The organism is Pseudomonas sp. BF-B-30 (assembly GCF_019956305.1).
Lineage (GTDB): Bacteria > Pseudomonadota > Gammaproteobacteria > Pseudomonadales > Pseudomonadaceae > Aquipseudomonas > Aquipseudomonas jessenii.
In genome coordinates, this window is sequence record NZ_JAHBDG010000040.1 from 14,193 (window position 1) to 27,914 (window position 13,722).

At 58.1% G+C, this 13,722-nt stretch carries 12 protein-coding genes; 9 read left to right on the plus strand and 3 right to left on the minus strand.

Features of this window, described 5'->3' with window-relative positions; translation table 11 throughout:
• Positions 1-5: 5 nt before the first annotated feature.
• Positions 6-1,028 (plus strand): anthranilate 1,2-dioxygenase electron transfer component AntC, encoded by a 1,023-nt coding sequence (gene antC, locus KGB29_RS19935; RefSeq protein ID WP_150814851.1) that lies wholly within the window; start codon positions 6-8, stop codon positions 1,026-1,028.
• Between the two features lie 83 nt (positions 1,029-1,111).
• Here antC and kynB read toward each other — a convergent pair whose 3' ends face one another.
• Complete coding sequence (gene kynB, locus KGB29_RS19940; protein ID WP_150814852.1) at positions 1,112-1,765, minus strand: arylformamidase; 654 nt, start codon at positions 1,763-1,765, stop codon at positions 1,112-1,114.
• Between the two features lie 299 nt (positions 1,766-2,064).
• On the opposite strand from kynB, the gene KGB29_RS19945 reads away from it, so the two are divergent.
• The 5 genes from KGB29_RS19945 (at position 2,065) to KGB29_RS19965 (ending at position 8,746) form a co-directional block, all read left to right on the plus strand.
• Complete coding sequence (locus tag KGB29_RS19945; RefSeq protein ID WP_150814853.1) at positions 2,065-2,406, plus strand: hypothetical protein; 342 nt, start codon at positions 2,065-2,067, stop codon at positions 2,404-2,406.
• A 100-nt stretch (positions 2,407-2,506) separates the two neighbouring features.
• Positions 2,507-3,763, plus strand: a complete 1,257-nt coding sequence (locus tag KGB29_RS19950) for a TolC family protein (RefSeq protein ID WP_150814854.1) — start codon at positions 2,507-2,509, stop codon at positions 3,761-3,763.
• The gene (locus KGB29_RS19955; RefSeq protein WP_150814855.1) at positions 3,760-5,244 is read left to right on the plus strand and encodes an efflux RND transporter periplasmic adaptor subunit; all 1,485 of its coding nucleotides are present in this window, start codon (positions 3,760-3,762) and stop codon (positions 5,242-5,244) included. The genes KGB29_RS19950 and KGB29_RS19955 overlap by 4 nt, the downstream gene beginning before the upstream one ends.
• Positions 5,241-8,399, plus strand: a complete 3,159-nt coding sequence (locus tag KGB29_RS19960; RefSeq protein ID WP_150814856.1) for an efflux RND transporter permease subunit — start codon at positions 5,241-5,243, stop codon at positions 8,397-8,399. The genes KGB29_RS19955 and KGB29_RS19960 overlap by 4 nt, the downstream gene beginning before the upstream one ends.
• Complete coding sequence (locus KGB29_RS19965) at positions 8,396-8,746, plus strand: copper-binding protein (protein ID WP_150814857.1); 351 nt, start codon at positions 8,396-8,398, stop codon at positions 8,744-8,746. Before KGB29_RS19960 ends, KGB29_RS19965 begins: the two co-directional genes overlap by 4 nt.
• Before the next feature lie 298 nt (positions 8,747-9,044).
• On the opposite strand, the gene KGB29_RS19970 is transcribed toward KGB29_RS19965, so the two are convergent.
• The gene (locus KGB29_RS19970; RefSeq protein WP_223616477.1) at positions 9,045-9,962 is read right to left on the minus strand and encodes a hypothetical protein; all 918 of its coding nucleotides are present in this window, start codon (positions 9,960-9,962) and stop codon (positions 9,045-9,047) included.
• Between the two features lie 360 nt (positions 9,963-10,322).
• Here KGB29_RS19970 and KGB29_RS19975 point away from each other — a divergent pair, with 360 nt between their 5' ends.
• The 3 genes from KGB29_RS19975 (at position 10,323) to KGB29_RS19985 (ending at position 12,837) form a co-directional block, all read left to right on the plus strand.
• Complete coding sequence (locus KGB29_RS19975; protein WP_057715369.1) at positions 10,323-10,808, plus strand: adenosine-specific kinase; 486 nt, start codon at positions 10,323-10,325, stop codon at positions 10,806-10,808.
• 332 nt (positions 10,809-11,140) lie between these two features.
• Positions 11,141-11,950, plus strand: coding sequence for a glycosyltransferase (locus KGB29_RS19980; RefSeq protein ID WP_150815227.1), 810 nt, complete (start codon positions 11,141-11,143; stop codon positions 11,948-11,950).
• A gap of 83 nt (positions 11,951-12,033) precedes the next feature.
• Positions 12,034-12,837, plus strand: a complete 804-nt coding sequence (locus KGB29_RS19985; RefSeq protein ID WP_057715371.1) for a 2OG-Fe(II) oxygenase — start codon at positions 12,034-12,036, stop codon at positions 12,835-12,837.
• A 93-nt stretch (positions 12,838-12,930) separates the two neighbouring features.
• On the opposite strand, the gene KGB29_RS19990 is transcribed toward KGB29_RS19985, so the two are convergent.
• A complete protein-coding gene (locus tag KGB29_RS19990) occupies positions 12,931-13,680 on the minus strand; it encodes a hypothetical protein (protein ID WP_150815228.1) in 750 nt (249 codons plus the stop codon).
• Between the last annotated feature and the right edge of the window lie 42 nt (positions 13,681-13,722).

Genomic DNA, 13,722 nt, shown 5'->3' on the forward strand with positions numbered 1-13,722 from the left:
GGGGCATGAACCATAAGGTCGCGTTCAGCTTTGCCGACGGCAAAACGCTGTTCTTTCCCGTGCAACCCAACGAAATTCTGCTCGACGCCGCCCTGCGCAATGGCATCAACATTCCCCTGGATTGCCGTGAAGGCGTCTGCGGAACCTGCCAGGGGCGTTGCGAGTCAGGCGATTACAGCCAGGACTATGTGGATGAGGAAGCCCTCTCCAGCCAGGACCTGCAACAACGCAAGATGCTCACCTGCCAGACACGGGTAAAATCCGACGCCGCGTTCTATTTCGACTTCGCATCCAGCCTGTGCAACGCCGCCGGCCCCGATCAACTGAGGGCAAGGGTTACCGATGTCAAACAAGTGTCGGCCAGCACGGCGATCCTGCATCTGAACCTGGGCAATGCGGGCCAGTCGCTGGATTACCTGCCCGGGCAGTACGCCCGTCTGTCGATCCCTGGGACCGAGAACAAGCGCTCCTACTCGTTCGCCAATCGGCCGAGCGCCAGCAATGAGCTGCAGTTTCTGATTCGCCTGCTTCCCGATGGGGTGATGAGCAACTACATCCGCGAACGCTGCCAGGTGGGCGACGAAATCGTCCTGGAGGCACCACTGGGGGCGTTTTATCTGCGACACGTCGCCAGGCCGTTGATCCTGGTGGCCGGCGGCACCGGTCTTTCGGCATTGCTGGGCATGCTCGACGAACTGGCCGAGCGCGGCTGCGAGCAGCCCGTGCACTTGTACTACGGCGTGCGCGATGCGGCAGACCTGTGCGAACAGGCGCGCATCCAGGCGTATGAACAACGCATCCCGGGGTTTCGCTACACCGAGGTGGTCAGCGAACCGTCGCCGCACTGGACTGGCAAGCGCGGCTACATCGCCGAACACTTCGACATCGCCGAACTGCGCGATGGCCAGGTCGACATGTACGTCTGCGGGCCACCGCCGATGGTGGAGTCGATCAAGACCTGGTTGCAGGCACAGGTACTGGACAGCGTGCACCTGTACTACGAAAAATTCACCGAGAGTAATGCCTGATACCGCTCACCCGAAGGGGACGCCGGAACCGGGCGCCAGGCGGGTGCCCGGTTCCGGCGTCACCTTCGGATCTGTTGAATGGGTTACACGCGTTGTGACGTACTCAGCGGCCGCAAAATTGCCCTGACCGGACTGGCGTCCATATGAGCAAACCGCAACGGCAAGGCGATCAACTCATAATCCCCTTCCGGGACCTCATCCAGCACGATGCCTTCAAGAATCGCCATGTGATGGTGGGCCACGGCGCCATGGGAATCCATGGTTTTGGATTGCTGCGGGTCCAGTGACGGCGTATCGATGCCGATCAAGCGCACGCCAAGGCTCGCCAACAGGTCGATGGTTTCCTTGGCAACCGCCGTGAAGTTCGAATCCCAGGTCGTCAGCGGTGCCTGTCGATAGGTTCGCAGCAGTACCCGCTCGGGCACATCGTGCAAACGCCCTTCCAGTTGCCCGGGCTGCACCAGCTCGCCGCTGTCCAGACAATGCAAAACGCGGCAAGGCCCGATATAGACATCCAGACCGACCTCGCCAATCGCCGCGCCGTCGGCGCTGTAATGCAGCGGCGCATCGACATGGGCGCCGGTATGGGGCGACAAGGTGATGCGTCCGACATTCACCGGACACTCGGGACCGTAGGTCCAGACGCGCTCCTCCCGAAAAGGCGTATCACCCGGCCAGGTCGGTGTTTCGCTACTCAAGGATGGACTGATGTCCCACAACGTTGTGTTTTTTGTCATCGCAATGCTCACCGTGGTTTCCGGGTGAAATGATACGAGCGACAGCCGTGAAGATTCGTGCAAAAAACCCAGGCGGCCCGGCGGGCTTTCGCACAATCCACCAAGGATGGGCGGGATGGCGGCAGGAAATTTCAACACATGTCGCTTGTGGGTTATTGCACAGGCTGCGTAAATCCTCTGTCAGCGATAATGCTGGCTTAATTCCGGCACGGTGATATCGCCTGAATCAACGCCTTCGGCAGGCTGTGAGAACATTCATCCAATTGTAAGAGTCCATTTCAGCCTCTACACTCCAGCCCATGAAACGCTACCTGCGGTTTTGCCTCATTTTCGTGATTAGCCTGGTGCTTCCCCTCAGCGGGATGGCGGGTGTCCAGGCGCCCACAGAACCGTGCCCGATGAAGACGATGGGCATGGCGATGATGGATGACATGGGAATGGACTGCTGCAACGACATGAAAAGCCCGACAGAGCATGGCAAGCCCTGCAAGCCGGGCCAGGAATGCAAGACAGGCGGTATGCTGCAAGTCTCGATCCTCAAGCCTCCTGTAACCGTGTTCAACCCCGTAGTGGTTTCCTTCTTCAGTGATTCCATGCCCGTACAAACCCCGTCCGGGGTATGGCGACCGCCTCGCGTTTGATTCCTGTCCAACATTGAGCCTCATTCCGTATTAGCGGGATGGACTGGCTGTGCGCATGTCTTTTTGACGCGTGCAGTGGATGATCACAGGAATCGTAAACATGAACTCCAAGTGCTATTGCACAGGCTGGTCCCTCGTGGCCGGTCTGGCGGCAAGCGTACTGGCATTGCCGAGCTTCGCTGCCGCACTGACCCTCGATGAAGCGCTGCGGCTGGCCGAAAACAATGCGCCGTCGCTGGCTGCACAAGATGCAAAGATTCAGGCTGCCAGCAGTGCGGCTATTCCAGCGGGTGAATTACCTGACCCCAAGTTGCTGGCAGGTGTGCAGAACTACCCCATTGGCGGCCCGGATCGCTGGAGCATCAACGACGACTTCATGACCATGCAAATGGTCGGGGTCAGGCAAGAGATGCCCAACGGTGACAAACGCAAAGCTCGCATCGAGGTCGCCAACGCCGCCGTTGATCGCGCTGCCGCCGAGCGTCGGGTTGCACGACTGAACGTACGCCAGTCCACGGCATTGGCCTGGATCAACAGCTACTCAGTCGAGCGCAAAGATGCGCTGTTCCAGGACTTCTACAAAGAAAACCGCCTGCTGACCGATACCGTCCGGGCCCGGATTGCCGGTGGTCGCGCTCAACCCGCCGATGCGGTGACGCCCAAGCAAGAAGCGGCTCGACTGGCGGAGCAGCAGGACGATCTGGTGCTCCAGAGAGCGCAGGCCCGAGCGGCCCTCAAACGCTGGATTGGCTCCGCTGCCAACGACAAGCCTGTGGGCCGCTTGCCGCAGTGGCCTGTCGATGCCTCGAGCTACGCCCATAAACTGCAACACCACCCCGAGTTGGCAGCGTTTGCGCCGATGACCCGCGAAGCGCAAGCCAAGGTTCGTGAAGCCGAGTCGGAGAAAAAGTCAGACTGGAGTTGGGAGCTTGACTATCAACATCGCGATCGCCAATTCGGCGACATGGTCAGCGTGCAATTGTCCTGGGACTTGCCACTGTTTCCTGACTCCCGGCAAAACCCAAAAATCGCAGCCAAACAGGCTGAACTCAGCCAGCTTGAGGCTGAGCGCGAAGCCCTGTCACGGGAGCACACTCAGCAACTGGAAAACGAACTGGCTGACTATGAGCGCCTCAATCGTGCGGTAAGCCGCAACCAGGAAAGCCTGCTGCCGCTGGCCAGGGAAAAGGTCGAACTCAGCATGACCAGCTACCGTGCCGGCACAGGCGATTTAAACGCCGTTGTCGCCGCCCGACGCGAACTCATCGAAGCCCGACTCAAACAGATCGACGTGGAGGAGCAGCGAGCACTGACCAATGCGCGTCTGTATTTTGCTTATGGGGAGTCCGGCCAATGATCCTTGAAAAATGGAACGGAGCATTGCTGGTTGGCATCTCGCTGGCATTGGGTGTTGCCGGTGGCTACTGGTTCGCTCACCCGCGCATGAGCGAGGTACCTGTTACCGCCCGGGAGCAGAAAATCAATTCGCCGGACGAACGCAAGGCACTGTATTGGTACGACCCCATGTACCCGCAGCAAAAGTTCGATAAACCGGGCAAGTCCCCCTTCATGGACATGCAACTGGTTCCCCGGTACGCCAGCGGTGACGAGGATCGTGCGACCGTGAGCATCGATCCGGGTCTGACCCAGAATCTTGGTCTGCGTTTTGCGACCGTCACCCGTGGAGTCTTTGACTCCAGCCTCGATGTGACAGGTGTCCTGGCATTCAACGAACGTGATGTGGCGGTGATACAGGCACGTACAGCCGGCTTCGTGGAGCGAGTCTATGCCCATGCTCCAGGCGACCTGCTCAAAGCCAATGCGGCACTGGCGGATATCCTGGTGCCGGAGTGGGCGGCCGCCCAGACAGAGTTCCTTGCCCTCAAGCGCAACGGTGATGCCGACCTGTTGGCTGCGGCCCGCCAGCGACTGCGGCTCACAGGGATGCCGGCGGCGCTGATCAGCCAGGTAGAGCGCAGTGGCAAAGTCCAGCCGAACCTGACCATCACCAGCCCCATCAGCGGTGTGCTGCAAGAGTTGAACGTACGTGCGGGTATGACCGTGACGGCTGGCGAGACTCTGGCACGCGTCAATGGCTTGAGCCGTGTCTGGCTCGCCGTGGCCGTTCCGGAATCGGATGCCGCAGCCATCACCGTGGGGCAGGCAGTCGAAGCGCGACTGCCCGCCTTCCCGGAGACAATGTTCAATGGCAAGGTCAGCGCGATTTTGCCCGAGACCAACCCGGACAGCCGCACCCTTCGCGTACGTGTCGAGTTACCCAATCCCGACGGGCGCCTGAGACCAGGTTTGACAGCGCAGGTCCGCCTCAAACACTCGACCGGGCACAGTGTGTTGTGGGTGCCTAGTGAGGCGGTTATCCGCACTGGCCGACGTGCCCTGGTAATGCTCGCCGAAGACGCCGGCCGCTACCGCCCGGTGGAGGTGCAACCCGGGCAGGAAAGCGATGGCAAGACGGAGATTTTAAAAGGTCTGGAAGAAGGCCGGAAGGTGGTTACGTCTGGCCAGTTCCTCCTCGATTCCGAGGCCAGTCTCAAGGGCATTGTTGCTACCTCCGAGCAAGAGTCACCCGCCAGTGGAGCAGCCGCCAGTTTGCATGAGGCGGATGGGCAGATCGTTGAGATCAACGACAAAGAAGTTACGCTCGCCCACGGTCCTTTCAAGACGCTGGGCATGCCTGGCATGACGATGACTTTCCCTCTCGCCAGTGCGGCGCTGATGCAGGGCCTCAAGGCGGGTGACAAGGTTCGGGTCGCGGTGAGCCAGACCGACGATGGCTTGCGTGTCGAGCGCCTGGCCAAATCGGGGAGCCAGCCATGATCGCTGCCCTCATTCGTTGGTCAGTGGCCAACCGGTTCCTGGTGCTACTGGCGACGTTGTTCGTCGCGGCTTGGGGTATCTGGACGGTGCAGAGCCCCCCCATTGATGCACTGCCAGATCTCTCGGATGTGCAGGTGATCATCCGCACCCCTTATGCAGGACAAGCGCCGCAGATTGTCGAGAATCAGGTGACCTATCCGTTGGCCACCACCATGCTCTCGGTGCCGGGCGCCAGAACCGTGCGTGGTTACTCCTTCTTCGGCGACAGCTTCGTTTACGTGCTGTTCGAAGACGGCACTGACTTGTACTGGGCTCGCTCGCGGGTGTTGGAGTACCTGAGCCAGGTACAAAGCCGGTTGCCGGCCAGCGCCAAGCCGGCGTTGGGGCCGGATGCGACGGGAGTGGGCTGGATCTACCAGTACGCACTGGTGGATCGCAGTGGTGGACACGACCTGGCGCAACTGCGCGCGCTTCAGGACTGGTTCCTCAAGTTCGAACTCAAGACGCTGCCGAACGTTGCGGAAGTGGCCACGGTGGGTGGCATGGTCAAACAGTACCAGGTGCAGCTGGACCCGCTGAAACTGGCAAGCTTCGGTATCACTCAGGCTGAGGTGACCGACGCTATCGGCAAGGCCAATCAGGAAACCGGTGGCGCGGTGCTGGAGATGGCCGAGACCGAGTTCATTGTGCGCGCGTCCGGCTACTTGAAAACGCTCAATGACTTTCGGGCAATCCCGCTCAAGCTGGGCTCGGGCGGCGTTCCGGTGACCCTTGGCGATGTCGCCACGATTCAGTCGGGACCGGAAATGCGCCGTGGCATCACCGAACTCGACGGCGAAGGCGAGACCGTCGGCGGCGTGGTGATTTTGCGCAGCGGCAAGAACGCTCGCGAGACCATTGCAGCGGTCAAGAGCAAACTCGACGAACTGAAAAGCAGTCTGCCGGCCGGGGTGGAAATCGTCACCACCTACGACCGCAGCAAGCTGATCGACCGCGCTGTGGAAAATCTCAGCCACAAGCTCATCGAAGAGTTCATCGTCGTCGCGTTGGTCTGCGGGATCTTTCTCTGGCACTTGCGCTCATCGCTGGTGGCGATCATTTCGCTGCCGGTGGGGGTGCTTGCTGCCTTCGTCGTCATGCACTACCAAGGCATCAACGCCAACATCATGTCCTTGGGCGGGATTGCCATCGCCATCGGCGCCATGGTCGATGCCGCCGTGGTGATGATCGAGAACGCCCACAAAAAGATTGAGGCCTGGCACGTAGCCAATCCAGGGGAGGAATTGAAGGGCGAGCGTCATTGGCATGTAATGACCGAAGCAGCGGTGGAGGTAGGCCCGGCGCTTTTCTTCTGTTTGCTGATCATCACCCTGTCATTTATTCCGGTGTTCACGCTGCAAGCTCAGGAAGGACGGCTGTTCGGCCCTTTGGCTTTCACCAAGACCTATGCCATGGCCGCAGCGGCGGGATTGTCAGTGACCCTGGTGCCGGTGCTGATGGGCTACTGGATTCGGGGGCGAATTCCCAGTGAGCAACAGAACCCGTTGAACCGGTGGTTGATTCGTATCTATCAGCCGGCACTGGACGCGGTCTTGCACCGCCCAAAGATCACGCTACTGGTCGCGCTGTTGGTTTTTGTCAGTGCGCTATGGCCAATGTCTCGTCTGGGTGGCGAGTTTCTCCCCCCGTTGGACGAGGGCGACCTGCTCTACATGCCTTCTGCCCTGCCGGGATTGTCGGCGCAGAAAGCGGCGCAACTGCTGCAACAGACCGACCGGTTGATCAAGACCGTACCAGAGGTCGAACACGTCTTCGGTAAAGCCGGTCGTGCCGAAACCGCCACCGACCCGGCACCGCTGGAAATGTTCGAAACCACCATCCAGTTCAAGCCACATGAGCAATGGCGTGCAGGCATGACTCAGGAAAAGCTGGTGGATGAACTGGATCGCGTGGTGCGCGTTCCCGGTTTGACCAACATCTGGATACCGCCGATTCGTAACCGTATCGACATGCTGGCGACGGGTATAAAGAGCCCGATCGGTGTGAAGGTTGCCGGCACCAATCTGGTGGAAATCGATGCGGTCACCCAGGCGGTCGAGCGAGTGGCCAAGGACGTGCCCGGTGTCAGTTCGGCCCTGGCCGAGCGGCTGACTGGCGGCCGCTACATCGATGTGGATATCGACCGCAAGGTTGCTGCTCGTTACGGGCTGAACATCGCCGATGTGCAGTCCATCGTGGCCGGTGCCATCGGTGGTGAAAATGTCGGGGAGACCATTGAAGGTCTGGCACGTTTCCCGATCAACGTACGTTACCCACGGGAGTGGCGCGACTCGCTCGGCGCCCTGGAACGACTGCCGATCTACACCCCGCAGGGTAGTCAGATCACCCTTGGCACAGTGGCGAAGGTCAAGGTCAGTGACGGCCCACCGATGCTCAAGAGTGAGAACGCACGGCCTTCAGGCTGGGTGTACATCGATGTTCGAGGCAGGGATATTGCCTCGGTGGTTGCCGATCTTCGTCGGGTCGTCAATGAACAGGTCAGGTTGCAGCCAGGCATGAGCCTCAGTTACTCGGGACAGTTCGAGTTTCTCGAAAGGGCCAACGCACGACTCAAACTGGTGGTGCCTGCCACGCTGCTGATCATCTTCGTGTTGCTCTACCTGACTTTTGCCCGATTCGATGAGGCCCTGCTGATCATGGCCACTCTGCCATTCGCACTGACTGGGGGGGCATGGTTTCTCTATCTGTTGGGCTTCAACCTGTCGGTCGCCACGGGGGTCGGCTTCATCGCCTTGGCCGGCGTTTCTGCCGAGTTCGGCGTGATTATGTTGCTCTACCTGAAAAACGCCTGGGCCGAACGTGAAGACCTCGGTGACAGCACTGAATGCGGGCTGGTGGCGGCGATTCGTGAAGGCGCTGTGCAGCGCGTTCGACCCAAGGCCATGACCGTTGCCGTCATCATTGCCGGTCTGCTGCCCATTCTGTTGGGCAGCGGAACCGGTAGTGAGGTGATGAGCCGAATCGCCGCGCCCATGGTCGGCGGCATGGTCACGGCCCCCTTGCTGTCCCTGTTTGTCATTCCGGCAGCCTTTCGATTGATGCGCCGCCGGCACCTCCTGCCTGTACCCACCACACATCAAGGAAAAGTCATATGAAACTCACCCTGACAGCAGTCGCAAGCACCCTATTCGCGCTTTCACTTTCTGCCCACGCGCAGGACATGCCAGGCATGAAAATGGACGGCATGGAAGGCATGCAAATGAAGCAGGAAACAAAACAGGCTCCGGTATCCAATGCCGAAGGCACGATCAAGGCTATCGATACTACGAAGCATACGGTGACCATCTCCCACGGCGCCGTTCCCGCCCTGCAATGGCCACCGATGACGATGGCCTTTTCCGTGACGCAAGATCAGTTGTCAGGGTTGGCGCCTGGAGACCGGGTATCGTTTTCCTTCCGGCTAGAGGGTAACAGCGCCTCGATCGTGTCGATTAACAAGTAAATTCCGGTGGTGGAAGTGTCCGGCACATATTGTCGTGCCGGACTAACCCGTTAAATCGGCTGGTTCAGGAAAAACGGAGGGTTCGGGGGATTTTGAACGGCTGGCAATTGCTTACCCGTCCAGTTCCGTCTCCTCTTGCGTCATCCTCGTCAGTGTTTCGGACCTGCAACAGATTTCGAAAAAAAGTCGCAAGCCCCGAGATTCTTCAGGGCTTGCGACTCATTGCCGATACGTCCTTCAAACTCCCCGGACGTCATCGACGGGTATGCCTGCCGTGTTCATTGCCGAACGTGCGGGCCTAGTTCTGCACCTCAACCGTGTCGAAATCCGGCGCGTCTGGTGCGTCTGGTGCGTCTGGAGCATCCGGTGCATCCGGTGCATCCGGGGCGTCCGCTACATCCTCTCTGGCCGCCCTCGCCTCAGCTTTGGCAGCCTCTCTGGCTGCGTTCGCCTCGGCTTTGGCTGCGTCCCTCGCGGCATCCGCGGTAGCCCGAGCAGCATCTCTGGCTGCATCTGCCTCGGCCTTGGCAGCGTCCCTGGCTGCATCCGCAGCGGCCCGGGCAGCGTCTCTGGCTGCATCCGCTTCTGCGCGCGATACGCCAGCAGCTCTTGCGGCATCCCGGGCTGCATCCGCCTCAGCTCTGGCGGCGTCACGGGCGGCATCCGCAGTCGCTTTTGCCGCATCCCGGGCTGCATTGGCATCAGCCCTGGCCGCGTCCCTGGCAGCATCTGCGGCATCGTTATCATTGTCTTTGGCGTTGTCGTTGTCGTTGTCGTTGTCTTTGGCGTTGTCGTTGTCACGCGCATTGCCCGGGCCTTTGTTCCCGGCTATACCACCATGGTCAGCGTCGCCGCGCCCCGGGCCTCCACGACCGTCACCGTCGTGGCCGTCACCACCATGACCGCCACCCTCTCCTCCATGACCGCCACCGCCGTCACCACCGTGACCACCGCCTCCGGAGCCTCCACTGCCGGAGCCACCGCCGCTGCCGCCACCATGGCCGCCTCCGGAACCGCCGCCACCACCGTGACCACCGCCTCCGGAACCGCCGCCACCGCCGTGACCGCCACCGCCTCCGCCGCTACCACCACCGCCGCTGCCGCCATCTTTGGCATACACGCTGGAGAAACTACTGATGTAATCGGGCACAAGGACAGTCGATGCCGACAGGACCCCGCCTATTGCCAGAGCCAACAAACATTTCTTGAGCAGCATGATGCACCTCCGATTGGAGTTGCGTTTTCACCTCCGTATCGAACGCAATGTCCAGTGAGTTCCCGGCCGCCCATTGGAGCGGCCCGCCAACCGGCACGGCCATCAATCTGCAGCAATAACGAGCCACTGCGGTATCCGTACGATCCCTCAAAGCCAGCTGGTATCTTTGCGTGGGAAATATTCCCACACACCTTAGATTAGTACCCTCAGCCCAAGTGTCAACGACCACATATCAGGTCCAAGGCACGCGTTGAGCAATTGGCCAAAAACAGACAGAGGACGCAGCAACAACCAATGAGTAGCTATGCTTTGGTTTGTGGCCAGGCTCTCCTGGCAACATCGTGAAAGGAGGCGTTTGAGATGCAACTCATCACGTTGAAAATCGAAAAGCCGGATGCGACGAACTTCATTCTGGGCCAGACGCACTTCATCAAGTCCGTCGAGGACATCCACGAAGCGCTGGTCAATACCGTGCCAGGTATCCAGTTTGGCGTGGCCTTTTGTGAAGCCTCTGGTCAATGCCTGGTGCGATGGTCTGGCACCGATAGCTCAATGATTGAACTTGCACAGAAAAATGCGAAAGCCATCGCCGCCGGCCATAGTTTCATCATTTTCCTGGGCGACGGTTTCTATCCGCTGAACGTGTTGAACACCATCAAAATGGTTCCGGAGGTATGCCGTATTTTTTGTGCAACAGCCAATCCAACCGAAGTGATTCTCGCTGAGACGCAGCAAGGGCGAGCGATCCTTGGCGTAGTGGATGGCTTTTGTGCCAATGACATCGAAGGCGATGAAGACATCCTGTGGCGCAAGAACCTGTTGCGGCAGATTGGCTACAAGCAGTGAATTGCAGAACGTGCTGGCACACCACATGTCGTAACAAATTGCCTGAATGCCTTGCGTAAAAGCAGTTCACACCGTCCCGGGATGCTGGCCCGGCCAGCCTCCTGATGTAACGAATCAAGTCAAAATGTTTACCTGCAGAGCAGATCCTTATACGATGAAGTCCGCTTCTACCGCTCTCCATCGGGTCTGAGCAGCCCGTGGTTATTATGCATGACAAAGCGACTTAAAAAATTGTGCTCTATGGCCATGCAAGATTTTGCGCGGCAAACAAGAAAAAATTGTATACAAGTTAACTCATACAATTAAATAGAATAACATTGAGCACCTGAACGATGAACAACCCTGATTTACTGACTGAAAACTCCAAAACCTTCAGCATAGTTATAGTAAATTACAAAACACCTGAAATCACCAAGATATGCCTGGACTTATTACACCAGCATTTTGGCAGCAACAGCGTCCCGGTATGGGTGGTTGACAACTATTCCGCCGATGAGAGCACTGAGTACTTACGAACGCTTGACTGGATCAATTTGATTGAACGCTCTGTTTCTGAACCAGAAGCGGGCCATATTGCCCATGGCAAGGCACTTGACCTGGTTCTCGAGCGTATTGACACCGATTATTTATTCCTGATGCACACCGATACATTTGTTTTCGACAAGAATGTTTTTCCGATGATGCTGAATAAATGTTTGAAAAACCCAAAAGTCGTGGCCGTCGGTTGTGTCGAGCAAATTAACCGCGGCACCGCCAGAACTGTCTGGCGCTATAGCTCACGACTATTCAAGCATCACTTCAGACGCCTGAAAATCTCCATGGGATTGCGCTCCAGAGAACCAAAGCCGTACAAAGAAGTCTACTTGAAAAGTTTCTGCACATTGTGGAACTGCAAACTTGTAAAACAGCACAACATGCACTTTTCGATGGATGATCGCGTGCCAGGCTATACGCTTCAGGACCGCATGACCGAACTGGGTTATGCCGTTGAAATGCTTTCACCGCGTAAAATTTTCAGCTATCTGGATCACATTCAGTCCGGCACTGTTGCAGCGGTTGGCGGCTATGCTAAAAATCATAGACGAACCAAAATGTACAACAACATCCTTAAGCGTCTGAACAAGGACGACAGAACAAATTGAGTTGCGAATAGACGCAACAAGCAGTGCATTCAACGCTGCATGAAGTCACCCACAGGTTTTTATATCAGGTCATTGGAGCGGTAATGGCACCCATCACTCAGGCACTACCTATCACCCTGTCCCCGGAGCTTGATTTCGACCAGAATGCCGCCAGCGCCTTTGGTGCCTCATTGACCGATAGCTATGTTCAGGCTACGCCATTTCCGCACATAGTCATCGACAACTTCTTGCACGAAGACCTGATTGCGAGCATCTGCTCGCATTTCCCGGTCGAGCCAACCAACAACGAAATGCTCTACGAGCGCGGCTATAAAGGTCAACGCAAACGTCAAATCAGTCCCAACGAATGCGACCCCTATTTGAAGACTGTTTTCAACGCCTTTAACTCGGCCCCCATGTTGCAGTTTCTTGAAAAGCTCACAGGCATCGAAGGTTTGATACCCGACCCCTACTTTACCGGTGGCGGCCTGCACGAAACGAAAAGCGGTGGTTTCCTGGGGGTGCACTCGGACTTCCGGCTCAACAAAAAACTTAATGTTGAACGCAGACTGAACATCATCATTTATCTGAATGAAGACTGGCAAGAGGAATACGGCGGCAACCTGGAACTGTGGGATGTCGGCATGAAGACCTGCCTTAAAAAAGTCCTGCCCATTTACAATCGCTGTGTCATTTTCAACACAGACAAGGACAGTAATCATGGGCACCCGGAGCCTTTAACGACTCCGGAACACATCACCCGCAGGTCTATCGCGCTTTACTACTACACTGCGGGAACCATGGCGATCGATCCGGCACAAAGAAACAAAACCCACTACAAACCAAGGCCCAAGGATCGTTTGAGCCTGAAGTACTACATCAATAAACTGATCAAGAAGAAAAACTGAACTGCAAAACGCCCGGGAGTGAGGCAAGGGCCTGAGTCGAGACGGTGAAACGGCATCAACGCTGGAAGTAATCTGACAGGCAATGGCCAGGAATCAGAAAGCATGGCTGAGCAACAGCCCGGCCTCGCCGTCCGGGCTGGCGTCGGAAAAGCCCTTGACGGCATACAACTGAAACTTCCATTCCTGATTGAGCTTGTGCGTGAGGAAGAGCGTCAGCTCCTTGATTTCGTCACCCGTGGAAACGACCTTCTGCCGCCAGTCGTAGGACACGCCCGCCGTGGTGCGCACGAACACGGGCATGGCAAAGCCCAGGCCGGCGAATATCGGGTTGTCGAAGTCGGAGCCCGACGGGTCGCCGAACTTTTTCCAGCCCAGGGTCGCGAACCCGGTCACAGGACCGAAGGCTTTGGCGACATCGACCTGGGCGGAATAGTCGGTTTTGCCGGTGCCCAGGCACTCGTCTTCGTCGGCGGTGGGCAACTTGACCTTGCCGATCAGGTCCACGAACAGCCCGCCAACGCTTCCGTCCAGCACGGCATAGCCGGCACCGGCAACGGTGTCGCCCAGACCGCTTTCCACCTTGCCGCAACCGCCGGGCAGCGGTTCGCCGTCAGGGCCGACCGAAGGATTGGTGATGCGTAGCCAGGGCACGGTGAGCTTGTAGGTCATGGGGCCGGTTTCGTATCTGCCCACCAGCGGGACGTACCATGTTTCGGAAGTCGTACCGGTGCCATAGTCGCCCCGGGAGTAGTCGGTTCCGATCGAGGTCGTAAAGGTATCGGCCAAGGTCGGCAAGGCCAGGCTGGCAAGCCAACCGACGAGCAGGATGCGCTTGGGGTCCATGTTCACCTCGTGTCTGACGTCATCGAAGTTCACACGCATGTT

Excerpts from the sequence above, each read along its gene's own strand:
- antC (WP_150814851.1), top strand. The coding sequence starts at position 6 with ATGAACCATAAGGTCGCGTTCAGCTTTGCCGACGGCAAAACGCTGTTC.
- kynB (WP_150814852.1), bottom strand. The coding sequence starts at position 1,765 with ATGACAAAAAACACAACGTTGTGGGACATCAGTCCATCCTTGAGTAGC.
- KGB29_RS19945 (WP_150814853.1), top strand. The coding sequence starts at position 2,065 with ATGAAACGCTACCTGCGGTTTTGCCTCATTTTCGTGATTAGCCTGGTG.
- KGB29_RS19950 (WP_150814854.1), top strand. The coding sequence starts at position 2,507 with ATGAACTCCAAGTGCTATTGCACAGGCTGGTCCCTCGTGGCCGGTCTG.
- KGB29_RS19955 (WP_150814855.1), top strand. The coding sequence starts at position 3,760 with ATGATCCTTGAAAAATGGAACGGAGCATTGCTGGTTGGCATCTCGCTG.
- KGB29_RS19960 (WP_150814856.1), top strand. The coding sequence starts at position 5,241 with ATGATCGCTGCCCTCATTCGTTGGTCAGTGGCCAACCGGTTCCTGGTG.
- KGB29_RS19965 (WP_150814857.1), top strand. The coding sequence starts at position 8,396 with ATGAAACTCACCCTGACAGCAGTCGCAAGCACCCTATTCGCGCTTTCA.
- KGB29_RS19970 (WP_223616477.1), bottom strand. The coding sequence starts at position 9,962 with ATGCTGCTCAAGAAATGTTTGTTGGCTCTGGCAATAGGCGGGGTCCTG.
- KGB29_RS19975 (WP_057715369.1), top strand. The coding sequence starts at position 10,323 with ATGCAACTCATCACGTTGAAAATCGAAAAGCCGGATGCGACGAACTTC.
- KGB29_RS19980 (WP_150815227.1), top strand. The coding sequence starts at position 11,141 with ATGAACAACCCTGATTTACTGACTGAAAACTCCAAAACCTTCAGCATA.
- KGB29_RS19985 (WP_057715371.1), top strand. The coding sequence starts at position 12,034 with ATGGCACCCATCACTCAGGCACTACCTATCACCCTGTCCCCGGAGCTT.
- KGB29_RS19990 (WP_150815228.1), bottom strand. The coding sequence starts at position 13,680 with ATGGACCCCAAGCGCATCCTGCTCGTCGGTTGGCTTGCCAGCCTGGCC.